The sequence below is a fragment of the Nocardioides sp. Z13_37 genome (genome assembly GCF_058355585.1).
In genome coordinates this window covers 930604-954086 of sequence record NZ_JBZGDV010000001.1, presented here as the reverse complement: position 1 = coordinate 954086, position 23483 = coordinate 930604, and the positions used below count along the sequence as shown (strand labels likewise).

The 23483-nt window shown below is 73.1% G+C and carries 29 protein-coding genes; 7 read left to right on the top strand and 22 right to left on the bottom strand.

Annotated features, from left to right (window positions below; translation table 11 throughout):
- Positions 1–5: 5 nt before the first annotated feature.
- The 19 genes from AC4H2S_RS04455 to AC4H2S_RS04365 all read right to left on the bottom strand — a co-directional run bounded on the left by AC4H2S_RS04455 (position 6) and on the right by AC4H2S_RS04365 (position 14984).
- Positions 6–779: a motility protein A gene (locus AC4H2S_RS04455; RefSeq protein WP_491495744.1), complete on the bottom strand. Its 774-nt coding sequence runs from the start codon at positions 777–779 to the stop codon at positions 6–8.
- Positions 779–1048 carry a flagellar FlbD family protein gene (locus AC4H2S_RS04450; protein ID WP_491495743.1) on the bottom strand — a complete coding sequence of 90 codons (270 nt, stop codon included), beginning with the start codon at positions 1046–1048 and terminating at the stop codon, positions 779–781. The genes AC4H2S_RS04455 and AC4H2S_RS04450 overlap by 1 nt, the downstream gene beginning before the upstream one ends.
- Before the next feature lie 235 nt (positions 1049–1283).
- A complete protein-coding gene (locus AC4H2S_RS04445) occupies positions 1284–2123 on the bottom strand; it encodes a flagellar hook protein FlgE (protein WP_491495742.1) in 840 nt (279 codons plus the stop codon).
- A gap of 24 nt (positions 2124–2147) precedes the next feature.
- The gene (locus tag AC4H2S_RS04440; RefSeq protein ID WP_491495741.1) at positions 2148–2627 is read right to left on the bottom strand and encodes a flagellar hook assembly protein FlgD; all 480 of its coding nucleotides are present in this window, start codon (positions 2625–2627) and stop codon (positions 2148–2150) included.
- A 9-nt stretch (positions 2628–2636) separates the two neighbouring features.
- Positions 2637–3857: a flagellar hook-length control protein FliK gene (locus AC4H2S_RS04435; protein WP_491495740.1), complete on the bottom strand. Its 1221-nt coding sequence runs from the start codon at positions 3855–3857 to the stop codon at positions 2637–2639.
- Complete coding sequence (locus tag AC4H2S_RS04430; RefSeq protein ID WP_491495739.1) at positions 3854–4843, bottom strand: transglycosylase SLT domain-containing protein; 990 nt, start codon at positions 4841–4843, stop codon at positions 3854–3856. Before AC4H2S_RS04430 ends, AC4H2S_RS04435 begins: the two co-directional genes overlap by 4 nt.
- The gene (locus AC4H2S_RS04425; protein WP_491495738.1) at positions 4840–5340 is read right to left on the bottom strand and encodes a flagellar FliJ family protein; all 501 of its coding nucleotides are present in this window, start codon (positions 5338–5340) and stop codon (positions 4840–4842) included. The genes AC4H2S_RS04430 and AC4H2S_RS04425 overlap by 4 nt, the downstream gene beginning before the upstream one ends.
- On the bottom strand, positions 5340–6641 hold the full coding sequence (locus tag AC4H2S_RS04420; RefSeq protein WP_491495737.1) for a FliI/YscN family ATPase: 1302 nt from the start codon (positions 6639–6641) through the stop codon (positions 5340–5342). Before AC4H2S_RS04420 ends, AC4H2S_RS04425 begins: the two co-directional genes overlap by 1 nt.
- Positions 6638–7246, bottom strand: a complete 609-nt coding sequence (locus AC4H2S_RS04415) for a FliH/SctL family protein (RefSeq protein WP_491495736.1) — start codon at positions 7244–7246, stop codon at positions 6638–6640. The genes AC4H2S_RS04420 and AC4H2S_RS04415 overlap by 4 nt, the downstream gene beginning before the upstream one ends.
- Complete coding sequence (fliG, locus tag AC4H2S_RS04410) at positions 7230–8240, bottom strand: flagellar motor switch protein FliG (RefSeq protein WP_491495735.1); 1011 nt, start codon at positions 8238–8240, stop codon at positions 7230–7232. Before fliG ends, AC4H2S_RS04415 begins: the two co-directional genes overlap by 17 nt.
- On the bottom strand, positions 8240–9826 hold the full coding sequence (gene fliF / locus AC4H2S_RS04405) for a flagellar basal-body MS-ring/collar protein FliF (RefSeq protein ID WP_491495734.1): 1587 nt from the start codon (positions 9824–9826) through the stop codon (positions 8240–8242). Before fliF ends, fliG begins: the two co-directional genes overlap by 1 nt.
- Positions 9826–10143, bottom strand: a complete 318-nt coding sequence (gene fliE, locus AC4H2S_RS04400) for a flagellar hook-basal body complex protein FliE (RefSeq protein ID WP_491495733.1) — start codon at positions 10141–10143, stop codon at positions 9826–9828. Before fliE ends, fliF begins: the two co-directional genes overlap by 1 nt.
- Positions 10143–10535, bottom strand: a complete 393-nt coding sequence (locus AC4H2S_RS04395; protein ID WP_491495732.1) for a flagellar basal body rod protein FlgC — start codon at positions 10533–10535, stop codon at positions 10143–10145. The genes fliE and AC4H2S_RS04395 overlap by 1 nt, the downstream gene beginning before the upstream one ends.
- Entirely contained in the window at positions 10535–10894 is a 360-nt protein-coding gene (gene flgB, locus AC4H2S_RS04390; RefSeq protein WP_491495731.1) for a flagellar basal body rod protein FlgB, read from the bottom strand. The genes AC4H2S_RS04395 and flgB overlap by 1 nt, the downstream gene beginning before the upstream one ends.
- Positions 10895–11092: 198 nt before the next feature.
- The gene (locus tag AC4H2S_RS04385; RefSeq protein WP_491495730.1) at positions 11093–11440 is read right to left on the bottom strand and encodes a hypothetical protein; all 348 of its coding nucleotides are present in this window, start codon (positions 11438–11440) and stop codon (positions 11093–11095) included.
- The gene (fliS, locus tag AC4H2S_RS04380) at positions 11437–11817 is read right to left on the bottom strand and encodes a flagellar export chaperone FliS (RefSeq protein ID WP_491495729.1); all 381 of its coding nucleotides are present in this window, start codon (positions 11815–11817) and stop codon (positions 11437–11439) included. The genes AC4H2S_RS04385 and fliS overlap by 4 nt, the downstream gene beginning before the upstream one ends.
- 11 nt (positions 11818–11828) lie before the next feature.
- A complete protein-coding gene (gene fliD, locus AC4H2S_RS04375) occupies positions 11829–13154 on the bottom strand; it encodes a flagellar filament capping protein FliD (protein WP_491495728.1) in 1326 nt (441 codons plus the stop codon).
- Positions 13155–13261: 107 nt separating this feature from the next.
- Complete coding sequence (locus AC4H2S_RS04370) at positions 13262–14062, bottom strand: flagellin N-terminal helical domain-containing protein (protein WP_491495727.1); 801 nt, start codon at positions 14060–14062, stop codon at positions 13262–13264.
- A 124-nt stretch (positions 14063–14186) separates the two neighbouring features.
- Positions 14187–14984: a sigma-70 family RNA polymerase sigma factor gene (locus tag AC4H2S_RS04365; RefSeq protein WP_491495726.1), complete on the bottom strand. Its 798-nt coding sequence runs from the start codon at positions 14982–14984 to the stop codon at positions 14187–14189.
- A 321-nt stretch (positions 14985–15305) separates the two neighbouring features.
- On the opposite strand from AC4H2S_RS04365, the gene flgN reads away from it, so the two are divergent.
- Genes flgN through csrA form a run of 5 tightly spaced genes read left to right on the top strand, consistent with a single transcriptional unit; the run spans position 15306 to position 18817 of the window.
- Entirely contained in the window at positions 15306–15812 is a 507-nt protein-coding gene (gene flgN / locus AC4H2S_RS04360; protein WP_491495725.1) for a flagellar export chaperone FlgN, read from the top strand.
- A 1-nt stretch (position 15813) separates the two neighbouring features.
- Positions 15814–17214, top strand: a complete 1401-nt coding sequence (gene flgK, locus AC4H2S_RS04355) for a flagellar hook-associated protein FlgK (protein WP_491495724.1) — start codon at positions 15814–15816, stop codon at positions 17212–17214.
- A 2-nt stretch (positions 17215–17216) separates the two neighbouring features.
- Entirely contained in the window at positions 17217–18119 is a 903-nt protein-coding gene (flgL, locus tag AC4H2S_RS04350; RefSeq protein WP_491495723.1) for a flagellar hook-associated protein FlgL, read from the top strand.
- Positions 18116–18541 (top strand): flagellar assembly protein FliW, encoded by a 426-nt coding sequence (gene fliW / locus AC4H2S_RS04345; protein WP_491495722.1) that lies wholly within the window; start codon positions 18116–18118, stop codon positions 18539–18541. Before flgL ends, fliW begins: the two co-directional genes overlap by 4 nt.
- Positions 18542–18574: 33 nt before the next feature.
- Entirely contained in the window at positions 18575–18817 is a 243-nt protein-coding gene (gene csrA, locus AC4H2S_RS04340) for a carbon storage regulator CsrA (RefSeq protein ID WP_186339838.1), read from the top strand.
- 27 nt (positions 18818–18844) lie between these two features.
- Here the strand turns inward: csrA and AC4H2S_RS04335 are convergent, their stop codons facing one another.
- Both AC4H2S_RS04335 and AC4H2S_RS04330 read right to left on the bottom strand, forming a co-directional pair.
- Positions 18845–19507 carry a response regulator gene (locus AC4H2S_RS04335; protein ID WP_491495721.1) on the bottom strand — a complete coding sequence of 221 codons (663 nt, stop codon included), beginning with the start codon at positions 19505–19507 and terminating at the stop codon, positions 18845–18847.
- A gap of 97 nt (positions 19508–19604) precedes the next feature.
- Positions 19605–20045 (bottom strand): nitroreductase family deazaflavin-dependent oxidoreductase, encoded by a 441-nt coding sequence (locus AC4H2S_RS04330; protein ID WP_491495720.1) that lies wholly within the window; start codon positions 20043–20045, stop codon positions 19605–19607.
- Between the two features lie 128 nt (positions 20046–20173).
- On the opposite strand from AC4H2S_RS04330, the gene AC4H2S_RS04325 reads away from it, so the two are divergent.
- Positions 20174–21118, top strand: coding sequence for a 1,4-dihydroxy-2-naphthoyl-CoA synthase (locus AC4H2S_RS04325; RefSeq protein ID WP_491495719.1), 945 nt, complete (start codon positions 20174–20176; stop codon positions 21116–21118).
- A gap of 109 nt (positions 21119–21227) precedes the next feature.
- Positions 21228–21461: a DUF3024 domain-containing protein gene (locus AC4H2S_RS04320; RefSeq protein ID WP_491495718.1), complete on the top strand. Its 234-nt coding sequence runs from the start codon at positions 21228–21230 to the stop codon at positions 21459–21461.
- Positions 21462–21599: 138 nt separating this feature from the next.
- Here AC4H2S_RS04320 and AC4H2S_RS04315 read toward each other — a convergent pair whose 3' ends face one another.
- The gene (locus tag AC4H2S_RS04315; RefSeq protein WP_491495717.1) at positions 21600–22772 is read right to left on the bottom strand and encodes a Fic family protein; all 1173 of its coding nucleotides are present in this window, start codon (positions 22770–22772) and stop codon (positions 21600–21602) included.
- Positions 22773–23483 lie beyond the last annotated feature (711 nt).

Below are 23483 nucleotides of genomic sequence, written 5' to 3'. Positions count from 1 at the left end.
GCACGTCAGGCCGCCTTCGCGTCGGCGGGCTGCTCGCCGGCCGGCAGGAGGGAGGACAGCTTCTGGGCGATGATCCGCGGGTTGGCACCGGCCTGGATGGCCGCGACCCCCTCGATGACGAGCTCCATGCGGGCCGCCTCGAGCTCGGTGAGCCGCTTGAGGCGGTTGCCGATGGGCAGCCAGATGACGTTGGCCGACATGACGCCCCACAGGGTCGCGATGAAGGCGGCCGCGATGAGGTGGCCGAGCTCCTCGGGCTGCGCGAGGTTCTCCAGCACGTGGACCAGGCCCATCACCGTGCCGACGATGCCGATCGTCGGGGCGTAGGCGCCCGCGTCGGCGAAGAACTTCGCGGACTGCCTGCCCTTCGCCTTGCCGGCGCGCACCTCGGCCTCGAGGATGTCGCGCACCTCCTCGGGGTCGGTGCCGTCGATGGCCAGCGTGACCCCCTTGACGAGGAACGGGTCGTCGACCGACTTCAGGTCCTCCTCCAGTGCGAGCAGGCCCTCGCGGCGCGCCTTCTCGGCGAGCGCGACGACCATCGGGACGACCTCGCCGGCCGGGCGCACCTTGGCGGTGAAGGCGGTCTTGAGCGAGAGCACCGCGTTCTTGGCGTCGGCGATCGTGCCGCCGGCCATCGTCACCATCAGCGTGGTGCCGAGGACGAGCAGCATCGGCGGGGCGAGCAGCAGGCTCGTGGGGTCGCCGCCCTCCATGATGTTGGCGACGACGATGATGACGAGACCCGCCAGGACCCCGATCAGGGTTGCCGGATCCATCAGTCCTCCACCCCCGTCGCGGAGCCGCTGGGCACGGCGGCGAGGTGGCCGCGCTGCGCCCAGGCGTGAGCCTCGGGGCCGGTGCTCGCGGCGATGATGCCGCCGCGCCAGGCGCGCACCAGGTCGACGACCTGGGCGAGGCCTTCGGCGACGACGTACTTCTTGCCGTCGACGAGCGTCACCACCGTGTCCGGCGTGCTGTCGAGTCGCTCGATCAGGTCGGCGTTCAGCACGAACGCCGAGCCGGAGAGCCGGGTCAACACAATCATGTCGGTGCACCATCCCTGTGCGAGAAACACGAGGCCCGTCCGTGGGCCTCGTCGTATGCATTCGGTCGCCGGTCCCCCGACCTGAGGGGAACCGGCGACCGGATCCGCGTGCTGCGCGGACGTGGTCGCTCCAGCCGCGTGGACTCCGACATCGTGGAAGATCCGAGCCACCTGGTGACTCGGATCTTCCACGATCCCGTCGACAGCGGAGGAGACGGCCGGAGGTTCCGTGCGCTCAGCGCTTGATGTTGACGAGCTCCTCGAGCACCTGGTCGGAGGTGGTGATCACGCGTGAGCTGGCCTGGAAGCCGCGCTGGGCGAGGATCAGGTTGGTGAACTCGGCCGACAGGTCGACGTTGGACATCTCGAGGGCGCCGCCCACGAGGTCGCCGCGACTGCCCTGCCCGGCGACGCCGAGCTCGGGGGCGCCGGAGTTGGCGCTGGCCCGGAACGCCGTCTCGCCCACCCGCTCGAGCCCGGCGGGGTTGGTGAAGTCGGCGACCGCGACGACGGCGATGTCGCGCTGCACGTCGTCGGAGAACGTGCCCCGGACCACGCCGTCGCTGCCGATCGAGTAGGAGGTCATCTCCACGCCGGCCGGGAGGCTGGCGGCGAGGGCGTCGAGGTTGACGTCCATCAGGGCACCACCGGTGGCACCGGGGGCGTAGCCCTGCACCTTCTTGCCGCTGGCGGAGACCAGGTTGCCGGCCTCGTCCCAGGTGAAGGCGCCCGAGCGGGTGTAGACCCGCTCGTCGCCCGAGCCGAGCACGAACATCCCGTCGCCCTGGATCATCAGGTCGGTGGCCGAGCCGGTCGCCTGCGCCGAGCCCTGGGTGAAGTTGCCGCGGGTCGCGGCGACCTGCACGCCCAGGCCGACCTGGATCGGGTTGGTGCCGCCGTTGCCGTTGCCGGCCGCGGCGGCGCCCCGCATGACCTGGCTGAGCGTGTCCTGGAAGACGGTGGTGGAGGCCTTGAAGCCGACGGTGTTGGCGTTGGCGATGTTGTTGCCGGTGACGTCGAGCATCGTCTGGTTGGCGCGCAGGCCACTGATGCCGGAGAAGAGCGAGCGGAGCATGGTGCGGTCCTTTCGGTGACGGCCTCAGGCCGTGGTGGGGTCGGTGGACTCGGGAGTGGTGCCGGGAGTGGTGCCGGACGAGGTGGTCGTGCCGACGGAGAGGAGCTGGGCGAGCGGCACCTGGGCGCCGTCGATCTCGAAGACGGGGCCCTGCGCGCCGAAGGTGACCCCGGCGATGGCACCGGAGTGGGTGGTCACGCCGTCGGCGTCGATCCACGAGACCTGCTGGCCGACCATCGCGCCGGCGCCGAAGGCCATCTGAGAGCCCAGCAGCGCACCGACGCGGTCGGAGACGTCCTGCATCTTCTCCAGCGCGGTGAACTGCGCCGACTGGGCGAGGAACGCGCCGGAGTCGGTCGGGTTGAGCGGGTCCTGGTAGCGCAGCTGCGCGACCATGAGCTCCAGGAACATCTGCTTGTCCTCGGCGGACGCCGACGAGGCCGACGTCCCCGTGGGGAATGCGTTGGCCGTGGTGGTCGACGCCTCGGTGGCGGAGATCGACACGACTCCTCCTCACATGGTCAGGTCGATGCCCTGTCGGGCACCGCCGACCGGGTCTGGACGGAGCGCGGTCGCTCCGTCGGTGAGGCCGTCCGTGGCTCCTGCTCCGCCGTGCGTCCGTGCGCGGCGGTCGTGCTGTCCGGTGTCCCCTCCCGGGGACGGGGTGTCCTCGCCCGCGCCGCTGCGCGAGTCGTACGACGGGTCGTGGCTGCCGCTGCCCGAGCCCGCCGGCGCCGGGGTCGCGGCCTGACCGGCGAGGTCGCGCACGACGACGCGCGCCTCGCTCGCGCCGGCGAGCTCGAGCACGCGGCGCAGCTCGGGTGCCCCGTCGGTGAGGGCGCGGACGGCCTCGTCGCCGCCGCTGAACCGCACCTGGACGGCGCCGTCGCGGACGGTGAGGGTCACCCGCACCTCGCCGAGCGCCTCAGGCTGCAGGCGCATGGTCAGCCGGTGCACGCCGTTGCCCTGCGAGACCAGGCGGGTCATCTCCGGCACGACCTGGGAGACGGCGGACGGGGCCGGCGCGGGCGTCGCCGCGGCGGCGCCCGGCGTCGTCGACACCGTGGTCGGCGCCGCGGCGGACAGCCCGGTCGCCGCGGTGGTCGCCGGGCTGGACGACGCACCGGGCGCCGGTGCCTGACCGGCGCCCTCGGCGGGCGCGACGGCGGTCCCCTGAGCCGCGTCCGGGAGGTCGGCGGCGGGCGCGCCGGCAGCGGGACCGGCGCCCGCGCCGGTGCCGGCCGGACCGGTGGTCGCACCGCCGGGGGCAGGAACGGCGTCGGGGCCACCGGGATGGCCCGGTGCGGACGGGTCGACCACGACGGACGTCTCCGCCACGGACGTGGGGACGCCCGCGGCGCGCGCCGCCTCGGCGAGCGCCGGGGCGAGGTGGGGCGCCACGAGGGCGACCGGTGCGGTCGGGACGCCGAGGGGCGCCAGGCCGGGTACGGCGGCGGACGCGTCGGTGGGCGCGGTCTCCTCGCCGTCCTCCGCCTCCGCGGTGGTGGCGTCGGCGGCCGGTGGCGTCGTCGCGCCGGCGGCGGCGCCGGCCACGAGGTCGCCGGTCCGGCCCGCGAGCAGCTGCGCGACCAGTGCCGCGAACCCGGCGGGACCGGGCTGGTCGCCGTTCGGGCCGGGCCTCCGGGTCGGAGTGGGAGGGGACGTGGGAGTGACCCCGGGCATCCGGCCGGCCGGTGTGGCGGCGGGTCCGGGCGCGGTCGAGACGGTGCTCATGCGGCCCCCTGCCAGCTGGTCATCACGGACTGCACGTAGGCGCGCGTCTCCGGGTAGGGCGGCACCCCGTCGTAGCGCATCACCGCCCCGGGACCGGCGTTGTAGGCGGCCAGCGCCAGCTCGACGGAGCCGAAGCGGGTGAGCAGGTCGCCGATCAGCCGCGCCGCCCCGTCGACCGCCTGGGCCGGGTCGAACGGGTCGGCGACTCCGAGGCCGCGGGCCGTGGCCGGCATCAGCTGCATCAGTCCCTGCGCACCGGCGGCGCTCACCGCGCTCGGGTCGAAGCCCGACTCCTGGCGCGCCACGGCGGCGAGGAGCGCGGGGTCGACGCCGCGGGAGGTGCCCGCGCGGTGGAAGAGGTCGGCGTAGGGCGTGCCGGTGGGGGCGGCGCCCGGCGCCGTGGCCGCCGTCGGCGCGGTGGCCGGGGTGGAGGCGAACGGCGCGGGGTCGGCGAGCACGCGCCGGATGTAGTCGGGCGGCGTCGTCACGGGGACGACCTGCACCTCGCCGCCGGGGCGGGGCGCCTCGATCATCATCCCGTTGCCGATGTAGATGGCGATGTGGTCGGCGCCGACGTTGCGGCTGGAGTTGTCCCAGGCGATGAGGTCGCCCGGCAGCGCCTGGTCGAGGCTCGCGACCGGCGTGCCGGCGCGGGCCTGGTCGGCGGAGAGCCGAGGCAGGTCGATGCCGAAGGTGGAGTAGACGGACTTCACGAGCCCGGAGCAGTCCACGCCACGCTCGGGGTCGGTCCCGCCCCACACGTAGGGCAGCCCGACGAGCTCGAGGGCGCGGCTGACGACCTGGTCGCCCGTCACCGACCCGGCCGGTCCGGGTGCCCCAGCCGGGGCGCCGGCCGCGGATGCCGCCGTCGTGCGGGAGAGCACGTCGGTGAAGGCGCCGGCGCCGTTCACGCCGCCGGCGCGCGGCAGCAGGGCGAGCTGGGCCTGGATCTGGGAGATGCGGGCGGTGACGTCGGTGATGCTCATGCGGCGCCTCCGGCGCTGGGGTCGGTCAGGGGGTCGGTCAGGGGGTCGGTCAGGGGGTCTGTGGGCCGGGCGCGCATCCAGCGGGCGGCGACGAGGTCGTCGACCTCGACGCGCTCGCGTCGCAGCCGGTCGGCGCGGCGGTGCTCGGCGCGCCGCTCGAGCAGCAGCTCCACGGCCGAGAGGCGGGTGCGGTCGCGCTGCCAGTGCTCGCGCGCGAGGGTGGTGAGCGTCGCGGCCGACGCGAGGGCGGCACGGGACGCCGTGACGTCCGCGGCGAGCGCGGCGGCGGCGCGCCTGGCGGCGGCGTACGCCCCCGGGTCGGCGACCGGCGGCGCGGAGGCGGAGGCGAGCCGCGCGACGACCGCGTCGAGGCGGCGTGCGGACTCGCGCTCGTCGGCGGCGGCGCGGGCCACGCCGAGGCGGCTGTCCTGCTCGCGCACGCCGCGCACGCGGGCGACGGCGCGCATCCCGGCGTCCGGGTCGGTGTCGCGGGCCATCAGGCCACCAGCTCCCGCAGGCGCTGCCAGGTGGCCGCCAGGTCGCTCGGCTCGTCCATGCCCTGGCGGAGGAACGCGTCGATCGCGGGCATCCGGGCGAGCGCGACGTCGGCGTCGGGGTCCGCGCCCGCGACGTAGGCGCCGATCTCGACGAGCTCGCGGACCGAGCGGTGCGCGGCCAGCAGGCGCCGCAGCCGGGTGGCGTCGGCGCGCTGGTCGGCGTCGGTGACGGCACCGGTGACCCGCGAGATCGACTCGAGCACGTCGATGCTGGGGAAGTGGCCGGCGGTCGCCAGGCGGCGCGACAGCACGACGTGGCCGTCGAGGATCGATCGGGCGGTGTCGCCGATCGGGTCCTGCATGTCGTCGCCCTCGACCAGCACGGTGTAGAGCCCGGTGATGCTGCCGGTCGGCGACGTGCCGGCCCGCTCGAGCAGCTGCGGGAGCAGCGTGAAGACGCTGGGCGGGTAGCCGCGGGTGGCCGGCGGCTCGCCCGCCGAGAGGCCGATCTCGCGCTGGGCCATGGCGACGCGGGTGAGGCTGTCCATCATCAGCACCACGTGCTTGCCGCTGTCGCGGAAGTGCTCGGCGACGCGGGTGGCGACGGCGGCCGCGCGCAGGCGCTCGACCGGGGGTGCGTCGGAGGTGGCGACGACGACGACCGAGCGCGCCAGGCCCTCGGGGCCGAGGTCGTTGTCGATGAACTCGCGGACCTCGCGGCCGCGCTCGCCGATCAGGGCGATGACCGAGACCTCGGCGTCGGTGCCGCGCGCGACCATCGAGAGCAGGCTCGACTTGCCGACCCCGGAGCCGGCCATGATGCCGATGCGCTGGCCACGGCCGCAGGGCGTGAGGGCGTCGAGGGCGCGGACGCCGAGGCCGACCTGGTGGTCGATGCGCGGGCGGCTGAGGGCGGCGGGGGCGGCCTGGGACACGCCGACCTGCGGCAGGTGGTCGAGCGACGGTCCGCCGTCGAGGGGACGTCCCAGTCCGTCGAGCACCCGCCCGCGCAGCTCGTCGCCCACCCGCACGAGCAGCGGTCCGCCCGTGTGGCGTACGACGTCGCCGACCCGCAGGCCGGTGGTGCTGCCCAGCGGCAGGCAGGTCAGGCCGCCGGGACCGCTGGCGGCCACCTCGGCCAGGACGGTGGTCTCGCCCTCGACCGAGACCAGGTCGCCGACGGCCGCGGGCAGCCCGGTGATCCGGAGCCGGAGGCCGAGGAGCTCGGCGACACGGCCGAGCCGGAGGGGCGCCATGGCGTCGTGGGCGCGGGCTCGCAGGTCGGGCGTCAGCACGCTCATCGCAGCACCTCGGCCAGCCGGGCGAGCGCCTCGTCGACGCGGAGGTCGACGACGTGGTCGTCGGCGTGGGCGACCGCGTCGGCGCGCCCGAGCGTCGGGTCGGCCACGACGGCGACGGACAGCTCGCGCAGGTCGTCGGCAAGCGCGGCGACGTCGGGGTGCAGCCGCACCGAGACGATCGCGTGCTCGGGGAGCAGTCCCAGGACTCGTCCGAGGACGTGCGCGGGGTCGGGCTGGGCCGCCCCCACCAGGGCGCGGGTGAGCTCGAGGGAGAGGGCGCCGGCCTGGTCGTCGACGCGCCGGCAGGCGTCGGCGAGCAGCTCGTGCGCGGCCCGCGCCGCCTCCCGGAGGGCCGCCACGGCGGCGGCGTGCTCGGCCTCGCGACGAGCCTCGTCGGCCGCTGAGCGGGCAGCGAGCTCGTCGGCCTGGGCCGCCACGGCAGCCGCGGCCTCGCGTCGTCCCTGCGCCCAGCCGACGGCGTAGCCCTGTGCCTGCGCCGCCGCACGGCTGGTCTCCACCGTCTGCAGCTCGGGCATCCGCAGCGTCGACAGGACCGGCAGTGCCGCGGTGCCCGCGCCTGCGCGGGCCTCAGTCGACGAACTCATCGTCGCCTGCCCTTCGCACCACGACCTCGCCGCGCTCCTCCATCGAGCGGATGGTGGCGATGATGGCCTGCTGGGCCTCCTCGACCTGCGTGAGCCGCACCGGGCCGAGGATCTCGACCTCCTCGAGGACGTTCTCCGCCGCGCGCTCGGACAGGTTGTGGGTGATCTTGTCGCGCACCGGCGTCGAGACGCCCTTGAGCGCCAGCGCGAGCTGGGCGGTGTCCACCTGGCGCAGCACCTGCTGCACGTCGCGGTCCGAGAGCCCGACGACGTCGTCGAACACGAACATCCGGCTGCGCACCTCCTCGGCCAGCGAGGCGTCGAGGGACTCCAGCCCCGCCACGATCTGGCGCTCGGTGGAGCGGTCGGCGCGGTTGATGATGTCGACGAGCGGGCCCAGCCCGCCGACGCGCGAGGCGTTGCTGGGGGCCAGCACCGAGGAGAGCCGTCGCTCGAGCACGGACTCCACGACCCGCACCGCCGCCGGGTTGGCGCGGTCCATCGTCGCGATGCGGTGCGCCACCTCGGCCTGGAGCTCCGACGACAGGCCGGAGAGCACCAGCGACGCCTTCTCGGCGCTCATGTGGGCCAGCACGATCGCGATGACCTGCGGGTGCTCGTCGCGGATGAACGAGCGCAGCTGGGCGGGGTCGGCCCGGCTGAGGAGCTGGAAGGGAAGCTGCACCGCACGTGCGTGCAGCCGCTGCACGGCCTCCTCGGCGCGCTCGTCGCCCAGGGAGCGCTGCAGCAGGTCGCGCGCGAGGTCCATGCCGCCCTGGAGCTGGCGGCGGCGGGCGGAGAGCAGGTCGGAGAACTCCCCCATCACCGTCTGCGCCTCGGCCGGCTCGACGGCGGCGAGCTGGGCGATCTCGGCGGAGACCGCCTCGACCTCCTCCTCGCTCATGTGGGAGAGGACCTCCGCGGCCCGGTCCTTGCCCAGGCGCACCAGCACGATGGCGGCCTTGCGGGCCCCGGGCCCGGTCGCGACGCTCATCAGGGACGCTCCACGAGCCAGCCGCGCAGCAGCGAGGCGACCTCGTCGGGCTGGCGCTCGACGAGCGCGACCAGCTCGTCCCGCATCCCGTCCACGGGCTCCACGACGGGCGCCATCGCGAGCGCGGTCGGCGCGTCGTCCACGACCTGCGACGCCTGCAGCGCGGCACGCGCCGCCTGCTCCTGCCGCAGCTGCTCGACGACGTAGGTGGTCGCGTGCTCGCGGGCCTGGGCGCTGCGGCGCGCGCGCAGCCACGCCAGGCACACCAGCAGCAGGACACCGCCGCCGAGCGCACCGTTGCGCAGCCAGGCGTTGCGCTTGGCGGCCGCCTCCTCGGCGGCGGCCCGCTCGAGCGCGGCGGCGTTGGCCTCCTTGATCGAGGTGTCGAAGGGGACGCTGGAGGTCTCGATGGTGTCGCCGCGCTCGGGCACGATGCCGATGGCCGACGACACGAGCGCGTCGATCTCGCTGGCGTCCACCGCGACCGCGGAGTTGGTGTCGATCACGACGGCAGCGTGCAGCGACTCGACGGACCCGGGTGAGGTCTCCGACTGCTCGACGACCTTGTCGACGCCGTTCTCACGGACGGTGGCGGAGTTGTTGTAGCTGCCGTCGCCGCCGGCGCCACCGGTCTCGAGCTGGGCGTCGGGACCCACGACGCCACCGGCCGTGCCGGGCGCGGCGGAGCCGGAGTAGGTCTCCGATTGCACCGACTCGGACAGGGTCGGGGCGTTCTTCCGCCCGTAGGTGGTGGTCTCCCTGACCACCTTGTCGAAGTCGAGCACGGCGGTGACCTGGACGGACGAGTTGCCCGGGCCGAAGACCCGGTCGAGCATGGACTGCGCCTTGGCGGCCAGCTGGTCCTGGTAGTCCTGCACCTGCCGGTTGCGGCCGCTGCTGAGCCCGCCGGCCCCGTCGCCGCTGTCGGACAGCACCCGGCCGGTGGCGTCGGCGACGGTCACCTTCGCCGGGTCGAGCCCGTCGACGCTGGAGGCGACGAGGTGCACCACGGCCTGCACCTGGTCGGGCGTGAGCGTGCGGCCGCCGGAGTCGATGAGCACCGACGCGGTCGCCGGGTCCTGCTCGTCGGCGAAGACCTGCTTGGGCGGCAGGGCGAGGAGGACGTCGGCGGCGTCGACGCCGTCGATGGACTCGATCGTGGCGGCGAGCTCGCCCTCCATCGCCCGCTTGAAGTCGGTCTGCTCCTTGAACTGCGAGGTCGAGATGTCCTGGCCGTCGAGGAGCGCGTAGCCACCGTCGCTGCTGCCGGAGGGGATGCCCTCGCCGGACAGCGCGATGCGCGTGGCGTAGACCCGGTCGCGGGGCACGGAGATGGTGCCGCCGCCCCCGCCGATCTCGTAGTCGACGCCGTCCGCCTCGAGCTGCTCGACCACGGCCGAGGCGTCCTCGGCGGACAGGTTGGAGAACAGTGGGGCGTACGACGGCGCGGACGCCCAGCGGAACACCATGACGGCGGCCAGCAGCAGCGCGCCGGTGCCGACCACGGCGACGACCTTCTGGCCGGGACTGAAGAGCGCGAAGGAGCGGCGGAGGCGGTCCAGCACGCGGGTGACGCCGGTCCTCATCAGCCGACCTGCATCCGCATGATCTCGGTGAACGCCTCGATCGCCTTGTTGCGCACGGCGACGGTCAGCTTGGTCGCGACCTCGGCCTCGGTCGCCGCCAGCGTGTAGTCATGGATGTTGGGGAGGGTGCCCGACGCGGCCTGCACCGCGAGGGTGTCGGCGGAGTCCTGGATCCCCTCGAGGCGCTCGATCCCGTCGAGCACCATGCTGCCGAAGTCGGCGCCGGAGGCCGGCGCGGAGGCCGTCGACGGGGCGGAGACGACGGGCGCGGCGAGCGGCATGAAGCCGCTGATCGCCTCGATGCCACCGATGCTCATCAGCGCTGTCCGATCTGGAGGGCGGCGGTGTAGGTGTCCTGGGCGGTGCGGGTGACCTGCACCGAGGCCTGGAAGCCCCGCTGGGCCTGCACGAGGCTGGTCATCTGCACCGTCATGTCCATGCCGGGCACGCGCACCATGCCGTCGACGTCGGCGAGGGGGTGGTCGGGGGCGTGCTGCAGGATGCCCTCGGCGTCGCCGAGCTCGATGCCGCTCACCTCGACGCCGCCGTCGGGGCGGGCCGTGGCGACCACGAGCTGCTCCTGGAAGGCGTCCTCGCTCGTGGCGCGGACGGTGGACGCGTTGGCGATGTTGTGCGCGAGCGCGTCGAGCCACGTCTGGTGCATGCCCAGGCTGCTGTTGGCGATGCGCAGCATGTCGAAGGCGCCCATCACATGGCCCCCGCCGCGACGGAGAGCAGCGAGGCGCGGTCCGAGACCGCGCGGGTCATCACCTGGTACTGGAACTGCGACTGCACCGCGGCCAGCGACTCCTTGCGCAGGTCGACGTTGTTGCCGTCCTGGCCGACCGGCGCGTTGGTCGCCCGGGCGACGGGGGCCACGCCGGAGGCGGGCATCTCACCGTGCTGCAGGGCGGCTGCGAGCGAGGACTCGAAGTCGACGCTGGTGGCGCGGAAGCCGGGGGTGTCGACGTTGGCGATGTTGTCGGCGATGACGCTCTGGCGCAGCGCCAGGCCGTCGAGGGCCGAGACGAGGACGGACGAGACGGCGTCGGGCATGCCGAGGGACACGGGAGCTCCTGCAGGAGGAAATCGGGTGCCGGTCCGTCGGCGGGGGGTGAGCGTTCCGTGCTCACCCTCCGCATCGGCCGCGCGCCCACCCCACTGAGGGAATCAGGGCGACTTCTTCGCCGTGGGCGCGAGGTCGGGACCTTGGTCCCGGCGGGCACCACCCGGGCGGGCCATGCCGCGCCCACCCGGCCGGAAGGCTCAGGCGGAGAGGTCGACGTACGCCGGGCCCGCGGCCCGTCCGGCCGGCGCGGTGCGCCGCACCCGGGCCAGGTCGTCCTGGGCGCGGCCGAGCGCGTCCACCAGCTGCTCGCGGACGGCGGCCTGGCGGTGCAGCAGCCCTGCGGCCCGGGCGACGAGGCCGGCCGGGATGGTGCCCTCCAGCTCGGCGGGCACCCATCCGCTGGGCAGCTCGGCGCCCCGGGCGAGCACGCCGGCCGGGTCGGCGGCGAGGCCCTCGGCCAGCAGCACGTCGCGCTCGAGGGCGTCGATCGCCCGCTCCCAGGCGTGGAACAGCTCCTCGCCGTCCTCGGGGACGCGCCCGATCACGGCGTCACGGCCGTCTGGAGGGCGGCCTGGCGCCAGGCCTCGGCGAGGCCGTCGACCAGCTCGAGGCAGTGCCGCGTGACGGCGACGTCGCGGTCGACGTTGGCGCGCACGAGCTGCACGAGGAGGTGGGAGTAGAGCGCGGCGAGGCCCGGGGCGCCGTCCCATGCGTCCACCCGGAGCGAGGAGTGCAGCTCGGAGACGATGTCCTGGGCGTGCAGCAGCTGGGGGCGTGCGGCGTCGTGGTCGCCGGCCTCCTGGGCGGCGACGGCCCGGCGGCAGTCGAGGGCGAGCCGGTCGTAGAGCATCACCAGCAGTCGGGCGGGGCTGGCGGTCTCGACGGACGCCTGCAGGTAGGCGGTGGGGCTGGAGTAGGCCATGGGTGCTGTCCTTAGCTTCCCGGGGGCGTGAGTGCGGAGATCTGGCCGGACAGCCAGGAGGACTGGCTGTTCATCTGGTTGAGCGCCGTCTCCAGGGCGGTGAACTGCCTCACGAGCACGGCCCGGCGCAGCTCGAGCCGCAGGTCCCACGCCTGGACCCCGTCGTCGAGACGGCCGATGGACTCGTTGCGACCGGTGATCGCGGCGGTCAGGGTGCCGTCGACGCGGTCGCTGGCGACCTTGGCGACGTCACCGATGCGGGCGACGAAGCCCGTGGCGGGCGCCGTCAGCCGGGCCTGGACGCCGGCGGGGTCGGCGGCGTACGCCTTGGTGAACGCCGCCTGGTCGAGGACCAGCTTGCCGTAGCGGTCGGTCTGGACGCCGAGGTCGGCCACGCTGCCGTCGCCGGAGAACACCGACGACAGGAGCCGGTCCCGCAGCGAGAGCAGGGTGCTGTCGCCCGCAAGGGGTCCCCTGGTGCCCGTGCCGGTCCGGGTCTGGGCGTCGATGTCGGAGAGCGTGGAGTTGACCGCGTCGACGAGCCCCTTGAGCGCCGTCGAAGCGGCGGCCGGGTCGCGGGCGAGCGCCACCTGCGAGGTGGTGCCGGAGGCGGCGTCGGCGGCCAGGGTGAGCGTGACGCCGGGAACGAGGTCGGCGAACGTGTTGGTGGCCGACGTGGCCACGATCGAGTCGCCGATGGTCACCTGCGCGTCCCGTCCGGCGCGGACGGTGGACCCGCCGAGCAGGTCGGACCCGTCGGCGGCGGTGAGCGTGAAGTCGCCGGCGGCGCCCGTCTCGGCCGCCTCCACCACGAGCCGGTACTGGTCGGTGCCGACCTTGACGGTGGTGGCGCGCAGGCCGGTGGCGTTGGCCGGGTCGTTGATCGCGGCGGCGAGGCCGGCGAGCGTGCCGTCGGTGCCGATGTCGAGCGGGGCGGAGCCGTCGAGCCGGTCCAGCCGCAGGGCCGTGGGGACGGTGCCGGCCGCGTCCAGCCCGACCGCTGTCGCGAGCTCGAGCCGGTGGCTGGCGGCGGTCTGGTCGACCCGCACCGAGAAGCCGGCGGGGCTGGCCCCGGCCGCTGCGCTGACGGCGACCTTCGGGTCCGAGCTGGTGGCGGTGAGGGGGGCGAGGCCTCCCGGTTTGACGAGGTCGGCGGCCCTCGTCGCCAGGGCCGCGATCTTGGTGTTCAGCGCCTGGAGGACCGAGACGACCGACTTCTCCGAGGCTGCCCGGGACTTGAGCCGCGCCTGCGGCACCGCCTCGAGCTGCATGAACTGGTCGACGATCGACGCCGTGTCGAGGCCGCTGCCGAGCCCGCTGATGCTGGCCGATCCCATCGCCGTCCCCTCTCGTCGGTCGACCCCGATCAGGGCCGGTGGTGCCGGACGGGTCGCGACGGCCGCGACCCGCCCGGCATCGGGTGGGTGAGAGCTCCCTCAGCCGATCAGCGGAGGAGGGACAGCACGCCCTGCGAGGCCTGGTTGGCCTGCGCCAGCATCGCCGTGCCGGCCTGGGACAGGATCTGCGAGCGGGTGAAGCTCATCATCTCCTGCGCCATGTCGGTGTCGCGGATGCGCGACTCCGACGCCGACAGGTTCTCGATCGCGACGTTCACGTTGTTGATGGTGTGCTCGAAGCGGTTCTGGATGGCACCCAGCTCGGCGCGCTGGGTCGAGACCTCCTTGATGGCGGCCTGGACCGTGTTGCTGTCCGCGATGTCGATGGCCGCCATGGCCGTGCCGGTGGCGAAGCCCGCCAGGGCGGTGGCGGAGACCTCGATGATGTCGCCGCTGTCGTGGCCGACCTGGAAGGTCTTGGCGTCGGTGCCACCGAAGAGCGCATCGCCGTTGAACTTCGCGTTCGTCTGGATGCGGGTGATCTCGGTGGTGAGCTGGTCGAACTCCGCCTCGAGGGCGGCCTGCGAGTCGGCGTTCTGGGTGCCCGACTTGTGCTGCACCGCGAGGTCGTTCATGCGCTGGAGCATGGAGTGGACCTCGGTCAGCGCGCCTTCGGCGGTCTGGACGAGGCTGACCCCGTCCTGGGCGTTGCGGGCGCCCACCTTGAGGCCACCCACCTGCGAGCGCAGGCCCTCGGAGATGGCCAGGCCGGACGCGTCGTCGGCGGCGCGGTTGATGCGGAAGCCGGAGGACAGCTTCTCGAGCGACTTCGACATCTGGCCCTGCGTGACCGACAGGTTGCGGTACGAGTTGGTGGCGTCGATGTTCTGGTTGATGCGAAGACCCATGATGGATTCCTTCCGTGGTGTGGATCACTAGCTGGAGTCCGTCCGTGGACTCCGTCGAGGTCCTGTTCGGTCGCCCGGGCGGGCACCTGAGGTTTTCGGGGGAGCTTTCTGCCCTGACGCCGGCTCAGGCGCTCGTCGCCACCCGCGGGGTGGGGGCGCTCGCCGCGGCGTGCCGCTCGGCCACCGCGGCGAAGTAGGCCTCGCGCCGCCGGGCCGCGACGCCGCCGGGCCGCTCGTGGGCGGACACCAGGAGCGGGTCGAGCTGGGAGTTGATGCCGTCGCGCAGCAGCACCATCGCCTCGGCGCGGAGCTGGGAGATGCGCGACTCGGTGACACCGAGCTCCGCGGCCAGCTCGGCCATCGGCTGCTCGGCGAGGAAGAAGCCCTCCACGACCCGGCGCAACCGCTCGGGCAGCGCGGCGACCGCGTCGGCGAGGTAGTCGAGCAGCTCGGCGTGCTCCAGGGCCTGCTCGGGGGTGGGGGTGGTGGACAGCAGGGCGCCGCCGTACGACCCGTGGGCGTCGTCGGCCTCGAGCGAGCGGACCTGGGCCCGGGCGAGGTCCTCGCGGTTGGCCAGCACGTCGTCGACGCCGATGCCCTGCGCCGAGGCGACCTCGGCGTCGGTCGGCACCCGGCCCAGGCTCTGGGTCAGGCGGGCCCGCGTCTCCTCGAGGTCGCGGGCGGTACGCCGTACCGAGCGCGTCGCCCAGTCGACCCCGCGCAGCTCGTCGAGCAGCGCACCGCGCACGCGCGTCGAGGCGTACCGCGCGAACGGCACCCCGCGGGCGGCGTCGAAGCCCTGGGCCGCCTGCACCAGGGCGGTCAGGCCGGCCGAGGTCAGGTCGTCGCGGTCGACGTGGCCGGGGACGCGGGCCAGGACCTCGCGCACGAGGTGGCCCACGAGCGGGATGTGGGAGGTCACCAGGTCGTCGGTCGTCGCCGCGTCGGCGGACGATCCTGTGGACGAACCGTGGACGGCCGGAGCGGTCTGGGGGGAAGGGAGCGGAGGACTGGCGAGCACGGGATAGATCGTTGGCGCCCTGCGGCAGTCCTGCTGTCGAATCCGCAGAACGTAGGACCTTCGGGACCGGATCGAGGACCGTTGTCCCGCAGCGATGACCCGAACGGGCCATGGGCGGGTGGTCAGTCCCGCAGGACGGGCATGGCCCGACCCGTCGTGCGCCCGTCCCTGCGTCCGCCCCGAACTCCTCAGGTGACGGCCGCCACGGCCGATGGACGAGTCGTGAACATCACTGACACCCCGCCGGCAGCCGTGGAGCGGCTGTCCCTCGTGCTCTGGCGCGAGCGCGAGCTGCTCGAGGAGCTCCACTACCGGCTCGAGGTCGAGCAGCTGGTGCTGGCCAGCGGCCGCAGCAGGTGGCTGGCGCACGCGACGCGCGACATCGACGGCCTGCTGTCGACGATCCGCGAGACCGAGGTGCTGCGCGCGGTCGCGGCCGACGCCGCCGCTGCCGCGTACGGGATGGAAGCCAACCTGAGCCTGGCCTCCCTCGCGGAGGCGGCCGACGACCCGTGGCGCACGATCCTCACCGAGCACCGTGAGGCGTTCGTCCAGCTCACGCACGAGATCACCCGTCTCGCCGACTCCAACAAGCACCTGATCTCCGCGGGCTACCGCTCCGCGCGCGAGACGCTGCTGTCCCTGGGCGACTCCGTCGACGGCTACTCCGCCGACGGCAGCGCGACCGCCGAACCCGCCCGCAACCGTCTCGTCGACCGGAGCCTGTGACATGGCCGGCACCTTCGGCTCCATCAGCACCTCCGCCAGCGCGCTGCGCTACCACCAGGCGGTCATGGAGGTGGCGAGCGGCAACATCGCCAACGTCGGCACCGACGGCTACGCCCGCCGCCGGGTCGTCGGCCTCTCCGTCGGCGCGCCCGCGCAGCCGGCCATGTGGAGTCGCTACGAAGGTCACGGCGAGGGCGTCCGCGTCGGCTCGGTCGACCGGCTCGTCGACCCGCTCCTCGACGCCCGGTCCCGCCGCGAGCACGGCAGCTCGGCCTACCTCGACACCCGCGCCGCCGCCCTCGCGAGGGTGGAGGCCGCTCTCGGCGAGCCGGCCGGCAACGGGATCTCCGGCCCCCTGGGCGAGGTGCGCAAGGCCTGGCACGACCTGGCCAACCACCCCGACTCCGCCGCCGTGCGCACCCAGGTGCTCGCCACCTCGCAGTCCCTCGTCGAGGCGGTCGCCGCCCAGCACCGCAACGTCGCCGCCGAGGAGGGCGACCAGCGGATGTCGCTGCTCGCCGACGTCGGCGAGACCAACACCCTGGCGCGGGACCTCGCGGCGGCCAACCAGGCGATCACCGCCGCCCGCCTCTCCAACGACGACCCGTCGGGCCTGCTCGACGCGCGTGACCAGATGGCGCTGCGGCTGGCCGAGCTCACGGGCGGCACGGCCGTCGAGAACGGACAGGGCGGCCTCGACGTCACCGTCGGCGGCGTCGCCCTCGTGACGGGCGGCCTGGCCGGCAGCCTCGCGGTGACCAGCGGGGTCGCGCCCGACGGGACGGCCGACGGCGCGGCGCTCGTTCTCACGGTGACCGGGCCGGACGGCACCGCCACCCCCGTGTCCGGCCTGCGCGGCGAGATCGGCGGCACCTCCGAGCTGCTGACCACCACCCTCCCCGGACTCCGCGCGGACCTGCAGGCCGTCGCGCAGCACCTCGCCGACGCCGTCAACGCCGCGCACGGCGCGGGGCACGACGCGACCGGTGCGCCAGGGCAACCCGTCTTCGCGGTGGACCCCGACGCCCCCGGCGGTCCCCTGGTGCTGCTCCTCACCGACCCGGCCGCGCTCGCAGCGTCGGGGATCGCCGGCGGTGCCAACCGCGACGGGAGCAATGCGACGGCCGTGGCCGCGGCCCTCGGCGGGCCCGAACAGGGCTACCAGCGGTTCGTGAGCGTCCTGGGCACGGAGGTCGCCGCGGTCCGGCGCCTCGCCACCGCGCAGGCCGGTCTGACGGGCCAGGTCGACGGCGCGCGTGAGCAGCTGTCCGGGGTCAACCTCGACGAGGAGATGGTGACGATGATGCAGGCCCAGCGCGCCTACGAGGCCGCGGCCCGGGTGATGACGACGCTGGACTCGGTGCTCGACACGCTCATCAACCGGACCGGGCTGGTGCGCTGACGATGACGACCATCAACCGCGTCACCCAGTCGATGCTCACCGACCGGTCGCTCGACCGGCTCCAGGGCAGCCTGTCGCGCCTCGCCGAGATCCAGGAGCACCTGTCCACCGGCCGCGTGCTCAACCGCGCCTCGGACAACCCCGGCGACGCCGCCACCGCGATGCGGCTGCGCGCGGCCATCGGCGCACAGCAGCAGTACGCCCGCAACGCCGCGGACGGCACCGGTTGGCTCGACACCCTCGACAGCACCCTGGGGGCATCCAACGACCTGGTGCGCCGCGCCCGCGAGCTCGGCATCCAGGCCGTCAGCGGCGCCGCCGGCCCGCAGTCGCGTGAGGCGCTGGCGCTCGAGATCGACCAGCTCCGCTCCGCGCTCCTCGGCATCGCCAACACCACCTACGTCGACCGGCCGGTGCTGGGCGGCACCACGGCCGGCTCCGTGGCCTTCACCACCGAGGCGGGCGGTGCCGTCGCCTTCACCGGCGACGCCCACCCGGTCCACCGCACGGTCGCCGAGGGTGTCGTCGTCGACGTGTCGCTGCCCGGGCCCACCGCGTTCGGCGCCGACGGCGACAACGTCTTCGACCACCTCACCGCCCTCGCCGCGGCGCTGCGCTCGGGCGACGAGACCGGCATCCGCGCCGGTGTCGCCGCGCTCGAGGACGACGGTCACCGGCTCGTCGTGGCGCGCGCCGACGTGGGGGCCCGGGCGGCTCGGGTCGAGCGGGCCACCACGGCCGCGGCCGACGCGGAGCTGTCCCTGACGAGCTCCCTCGCCGAGATCGAGAACGCCGACCTGCCCCGCACCATGGTCGACCTCAAGATGCAGGAGGTCGCCTACCAGGCCGCGCTCGCGGCGACCGCCCGCGTCCTCCAGCCGAGCCTGATCGACTTTCTGCGATGATCGCCACGATGGAGACCGTGATGCCGCCCAGCAGTGCCCCCGAGATCCCGGTGATCGAGCTCGCCCAGCCCCTGCCCGGCTTCCCCGGGCACGAGCGCTTCGCGCTGGTGCAGGTCGACGACGACGGCGTGCTGTGCAGCCTCACCTCGCTCGACGAGCCGGGCCTGCGCTTCCTCGTCGTGCCGCCGGCCCCGTTCTTCCCCGACTACGCGCCCGAGGTCGACGAGGCGGTCCTGACCGAGCTGGGCTCGGCCTCGGTCGACGACCTCGTCGTGCTCTGCGTGCTCACCGCCGGAGCGTCCCTCGCCAGCACCACTGCCAACCTGGCCGCGCCCGTCGTGCTCGACGTGGCCACCCACCGCGCGGTGCAGGTGGTGCTCGACGACCCGGGCCTGTCGGTCGCCACGCCCCTGATCGCGTGAGGCGTCCCGCGACGCCTCCGGTAGCGTGACGGCATGCTGGTCGTGAGCCGCCGTGCCGGAGAGAGCGTCGTCATCGGCGACGACGTCACCGTGTCGGTCCTCGAGGTGCGGGGCGACGTCGTCCGCATCGGCATCGACGCGCCGCGGTCGGTCGCCGTCCACCGCGCCGAGCTCCTCGCCCAGCTGGCCCGCTCCAACCAGGAGGCCGCGTCCCCGACCGAGGACGCCGTCGACTCGCTGCTCAGCGCGATCCGCGACCGCCCGCAGGGCGACTGACCGGGTCGACCGGCGCCCCCACCGGGGTCAGCGGGATCGTCGACGCCCGAGCGCGGAGGCCAGCACCGCCGCCTGCGTACGACGCTGCACGCCCAGCTTGGCGAGCAGGCCGGTGACCTGGTTCTTGACCGTCTTCTCCGCGAGGTGCAGGCGTTCGCCGATCTGCCGGTTGGTCATCCCCTCGGCGATGAGGTCGAGGACCCGCCACTCGCCGTCCGTGAGCCGGGACAGGCCCGGAGCCTGGTCCCGGGCCCCCATCCGCTCGACGACGCGCAGGGCGACGCTGGCGTCGATGAGCGACTGGCCGCGCCCCACCGCCCGCACGGCGTCGACCAGTGCACGCTCGTCGGCGGTCTTGAGGACGTAGCCGGACGCGCCGGCCAGGACCGCGTCGACCATCGCGTCCTCGTCGTCGTCGCTCGCGAGGATCAGGGCCTGCACGCTCGGCACGGCCGACCTGACCTCGCGGCACACGTCGATGCCGCTGCCGTCGGGCAGCCGGCCGTCGAGGACGGCGACGTCGGGCACCAGCTCGCGTATCTGCGGCACCGCCTCCGCCACCGTGCCGGACTCGCCGACGATCTCGATGTCGTCCTCCGGTGCGAGCACCGCCCGGAGCCCCCGCCGCACGACCACGTGGTCGTCGAGCAGGTAGACCCGCAGCGCGGTCGGTCCGTCCGTTTCGGTCATCCACTACCCCCATAGTCCCGAGGGCTCCACCCTAGGTGGGCGGAGGTAGTCGGCACGGAGGAGGGCTCTCGCGCGGGCAGGTCGGCGCGGGCGGGCGTCAGGCGCGCTCGAGCAGGAAGAGCGGGATCTCCCGGTCGGTCTTCTCCTGGTAGGACGCGTACGTCGGCCACGTGGCGACCGCGTGCTCCCACCAGTCGGCGCGCTCCTCGCCGTGGAGGATGCGGGCGGTGTAGACGTGCTTCTCGGCGCCGTCCTGCAGCTCGACCTCGGGGTGGGCGACGAAGTTGTAGTACCACTCGGGGTTGTCCGGGGCGCCACCCTTGGACGCCACCGCGAGGTAGGCGCCGTCGCGCTCGACCCGCATCACGGGGTTCTTGCGCAGGTTGCCCGACTTCGCGCCAACCGAGGTCACGACCACGATCGGGTAGTCGGTGTCGCCCAGGGTGTTGGCCTTCTCGCCGTTGCTCGCCTCGAACTCCGCGACCTGGTTGCGGACCCACTCGGCCTTGCTGGGGACGTACGAACCTGTCAGTGCCATGTGCTCCACAACACCACGGCAGGTGGGGATCTTCCAGCCCCGCCGGGGTGGTGCGCCGAACAACGGGCGCCGCCGGGCCTCGGGGCAGCCGCGGACCACCCGGCCACCGGGGGATAGCCTCCGGAGCCATGAGTGCGATCGAGGGCGTCAGCGAGATCTTCGACCCCGAGGCCTGGGACGCGGTGCCCGGCTTCGACGACCTCACCGACCTGACCTACCACCGCGCCCGCGAGCACGGCACCGTGCGCATCGCGTTCGACCGCCCCGACGTGCTCAACGCGTTCCGCCCGCACACCGTCGACGAGCTGCTGCGCACCCTCGAGCACGCGCGCACGTCGGCCGACGTCGGCTGCGTGATCCTGACCGGCAACGGCCCGAGCGCCAAGAACGGCAAGTGGGCCTTCTGCACCGGCGGCGACCAGCGCATCCGCGGACGCGCCGGCTACCAGTACGAGGACACCTCCGCCGGCGCCGGCGACACCGGGGCCGAGGAGCCCAGCCCCATCGACAAGGCACGGCTCGCGCGCCTGCACATCCTCGAGTGCCAGCGGCTGATCCGCTTCATGCCGAAGGTCGTCATCTGCGTGGTCCCCGGCTGGGCGGCCGGCGGCGGGCACAGCCTGCACGTCGTCGCCGACCTCACCCTCGCCAGCCGCGAGCACGCCCGCTTCAAGCAGACCGACGCCGACGTGGGCTCCTTCGACGGCGGCTACGGCTCGGCCTACCTCGCGCGCCAGGTGGGGCAGAAGCTCGCCCGCGAGATCTTCTTCCTCGGCGACGAGTACGACGCCGAGGAGATGCACCGCATGGGCGCGGTCAACCGCGTCGTCGCGCATGCCGAGCTCGAGCGGGTTGCGCTCGACTGGGGACGAAAGATCAACGGCAAGTCCCCCACCGCGCAGCGGATGCTGAAGTACTCCTTCAACCTCCTCGACGACGGCCTCGTCGGCCAGCAGCTCTTCGCCGGCGAGACGACCCGCTTGGCCTACATGACCGACGAGGCGCAGGAGGGACGCGACCAGTTCCTGGAGAAGCGCGAGCCCGACTGGTCGCCCTACCCCTGGTACTACTGATCCGGCGCGTTTGCGCAGGTCATGTGGGGTGCAGGGCTGAAAAGTCCGCGTCTGGTGCGCAGAAGGTCCGCAAGAAGTCGACGCGAGCCATCGACGATCAGGGGTGACCGTGCTTCCTGAGACCGACCTTCACAGGATCCGCCTGTGGGCGCGCGAGCGTGTCCCCGAGCACTTGTGGGACCAGCTCAAGGTCGAGGCCGACGTTGCGGACCGTTACGTCGACATCGTCGAGGTGCGACCACCGTGGGACGGCGTGGGCGCGCACACACGCTTCCCCATCGCCCGACTTCGCTACATGAAGACGACCGGGCTCTGGCGATCTACTGGCGCGACCGGAACCTGAAGTTCCACGAGTACAAGCGCAAGCGACCGACGAAGGACGTCGAGGCGCTCCTCGACCACATCGAGAGCTCAGGCGACCCGATTTCTGGGGCTAAGGCAGAATCGTCCGGCCGCCGGCCGACCGCTTACTTGTGCCGACCTAGAAAAGCGGGTCGTCGGCCTGGTCATCCAAGGGTGGGGTCTTGTAGGGATCCACGATCTGTCCTCGATGCGCGGCACGCACTTCGCCGTAGATTTCCCGAAGCTCGGCGCTGCCCATGTAGTAGCGCCCGCGGGTCTCGCCCTTTGCCAGCAACAGGCCGGCAGACGCCAGGTTGCGGAGGTCCCGTCCGGCCGTCGCGTACTCGAGGCCGGTCGCTTCTTCGTACGCGATTCGGCGAACCCGTAGACCCAGCGCGCCCGTATACAGAGCTTGGACGGATCGGTCCGGGAATCCGCGGTCGGTCGCGAGTGCCTCCAGCTTCATCCACAACTCATCGGCCTCCTGCACGCGATGCCAGACGGTTTGAGCCTGCATATGGTGCGCCATCAGGTTGAAGCGCACCCACGCTGTCGCATCGTTACCCGGATTCCACTTGCCCTGTCCGGTCTTCGCCAACACCTCGTAGTAGTCCAACGTGTTGCGACCCAGCCACTCCTCGATGCTGGAGAACTCCTGTCCGAGGACTTGATTGCGCGACAGCATCAGGGTCTGAAGGCATCTGGCCATCCGCCCGTTTCCGTCGCGGAACGGATGGATCATGACGAGGTTCAGATGCGCCATCGCTGCGGCGACGAAGATGGGGCAGCCTGGATCGCTGAGCAGGGCTTCCAGTTGCTCCACGAGCTCGCGCATCAGGCTCGGCACGAGGTCAGCGTCTGGCCCCTCGTAGACGATTTCCTCGGTCTCGTCATCGCGCACGTAGATGGCACCCCGCCGATAGGACCCCGGGCTCTTGTCCAGGTCGTGGCCGAGCATCATGAAGTGGAGCCCCCGAAGGAGCGATTGGTCCAGGCTGAAGTCAGGATCATCAGCGAGCTGCTGCACGTACGTCATGGCGTTGCGATAGCCCGTTACCTCGAGGACCGTGCGCTGGTCGGCGGTCAGCGCCTCCTCGTCGTCCTCAAGGATGGCGAGGGCATCATCGAGGGAGACGTCATAACCCTCGATGCTGTTCGAGCCGCGCATTGCGCGCGCGCGGAGGTTGCGGCGCATGAGACCTTGCCAGCGGCGAGGTCGGCCGATGAAGTGTCGGAGCTGGCTTCTGTACTGCTCGATTCCTTCGATGACCTCGCGATCACGATCGTCGAGCGTCGGGACTGCGTAGATCATGACCCCATGATTCAATGCAAAGATCATCTTTGCAAGTGCACAGATGATTCGGGTATTGCGACATGCTCTACGGCAGCATCAGCAGGCGGCGTCAAGCCCCGTGCCTGCGCCATCAGATCAGAGGCGGCAGCCCGCGTCCGATCCTCCGCCGTCGGCCACAGGTGGCTGTAGGTATTCAGCGTCGTGGTCGCAGACGAGTGCCCGAGTGCTCGCTGGACGGTGACGACGTCGCAGCCCGCGGCGATCGGCCGGAGGCGTAGAAGTGCCGAAGGTCGTGCAGCCGCACGTGCGCAGACCGGCCGACGTCCGCGTTGCACGCCAGCGCCAGTCAATGTCGTTGTCGTACATGGGTCCGTCGCCGACGGTAGACAGCCACGCGTCCGACGCTGGATCCTCGGGCAGGTACTTCTCGATGTGAGATCGAAGCATCTCCACGAGGTCGTCGGGCAGGTGCAACCCGCTCCGAACCGTACCTCGGCAGCCGAGCAACGAGGGTCGAGCCATCCCGCTGCAGTTGCCGCGACACCGTGAGCCGACGCAGCGCGAAATCGATGTCCCCGATCTGGACGCCAGCGGCTTCACCCTTCCGCAGCCCGGCGAAGGCGCAGAGCGCGACATAGGCACGGAAGCCGTGACGAGTCGAGACCCGGTTGCTGTCAGCGTGGCCAGCAGCCGGCCGACCTGCTCGACCGTCGGGATCCGCATCGTAGC

Bases quoted from the DNA above. Each gene is read 5' to 3' on its own strand.
- fliG (WP_491495735.1), bottom strand. From the start codon at position 8,240: ATGAGCGTCGCGACCGGGCCCGGGGCCCGCAAGGCCGCCATCGTGCTG.
- flgK (WP_491495724.1), top strand. From the start codon at position 15,814: ATGGCCGGCACCTTCGGCTCCATCAGCACCTCCGCCAGCGCGCTGCGC.
- AC4H2S_RS04435 (WP_491495740.1), bottom strand. From the start codon at position 3,857: ATGAGCACCGTCTCGACCGCGCCCGGACCCGCCGCCACACCGGCCGGC.
- AC4H2S_RS04415 (WP_491495736.1), bottom strand. From the start codon at position 7,246: ATGAGTTCGTCGACTGAGGCCCGCGCAGGCGCGGGCACCGCGGCACTG.
- AC4H2S_RS04455 (WP_491495744.1), bottom strand. From the start codon at position 779: ATGGATCCGGCAACCCTGATCGGGGTCCTGGCGGGTCTCGTCATCATC.
- AC4H2S_RS04370 (WP_491495727.1), bottom strand. From the start codon at position 14,062: ATGGGTCTTCGCATCAACCAGAACATCGACGCCACCAACTCGTACCGC.
- fliS (WP_491495729.1), bottom strand. From the start codon at position 11,817: ATGGCCTACTCCAGCCCCACCGCCTACCTGCAGGCGTCCGTCGAGACC.
- AC4H2S_RS04335 (WP_491495721.1), bottom strand. From the start codon at position 19,507: ATGACCGAAACGGACGGACCGACCGCGCTGCGGGTCTACCTGCTCGAC.
- AC4H2S_RS04315 (WP_491495717.1), bottom strand. From the start codon at position 22,772: ATGATCTACGCAGTCCCGACGCTCGACGATCGTGATCGCGAGGTCATC.
- AC4H2S_RS04445 (WP_491495742.1), bottom strand. From the start codon at position 2,123: ATGCTCCGCTCGCTCTTCTCCGGCATCAGTGGCCTGCGCGCCAACCAG.
- csrA (WP_186339838.1), top strand. From the start codon at position 18,575: ATGCTGGTCGTGAGCCGCCGTGCCGGAGAGAGCGTCGTCATCGGCGAC.
- fliW (WP_491495722.1), top strand. From the start codon at position 18,116: ATGATCGCCACGATGGAGACCGTGATGCCGCCCAGCAGTGCCCCCGAG.
- fliD (WP_491495728.1), bottom strand. From the start codon at position 13,154: ATGGGATCGGCCAGCATCAGCGGGCTCGGCAGCGGCCTCGACACGGCG.
- AC4H2S_RS04420 (WP_491495737.1), bottom strand. From the start codon at position 6,641: ATGAGCGTGCTGACGCCCGACCTGCGAGCCCGCGCCCACGACGCCATG.
- fliE (WP_491495733.1), bottom strand. From the start codon at position 10,143: ATGAGCATCGGTGGCATCGAGGCGATCAGCGGCTTCATGCCGCTCGCC.
- AC4H2S_RS04325 (WP_491495719.1), top strand. From the start codon at position 20,174: ATGAGTGCGATCGAGGGCGTCAGCGAGATCTTCGACCCCGAGGCCTGG.
- AC4H2S_RS04395 (WP_491495732.1), bottom strand. From the start codon at position 10,535: ATGGGCGCCTTCGACATGCTGCGCATCGCCAACAGCAGCCTGGGCATG.
- AC4H2S_RS04425 (WP_491495738.1), bottom strand. From the start codon at position 5,340: ATGGCCCGCGACACCGACCCGGACGCCGGGATGCGCGCCGTCGCCCGC.
- AC4H2S_RS04430 (WP_491495739.1), bottom strand. From the start codon at position 4,843: ATGAGCATCACCGACGTCACCGCCCGCATCTCCCAGATCCAGGCCCAG.
- AC4H2S_RS04330 (WP_491495720.1), bottom strand. From the start codon at position 20,045: ATGGCACTGACAGGTTCGTACGTCCCCAGCAAGGCCGAGTGGGTCCGC.
- fliF (WP_491495734.1), bottom strand. From the start codon at position 9,826: ATGAGGACCGGCGTCACCCGCGTGCTGGACCGCCTCCGCCGCTCCTTC.
- flgL (WP_491495723.1), top strand. From the start codon at position 17,217: ATGACGACCATCAACCGCGTCACCCAGTCGATGCTCACCGACCGGTCG.
- AC4H2S_RS04450 (WP_491495743.1), bottom strand. From the start codon at position 1,048: ATGATTGTGTTGACCCGGCTCTCCGGCTCGGCGTTCGTGCTGAACGCC.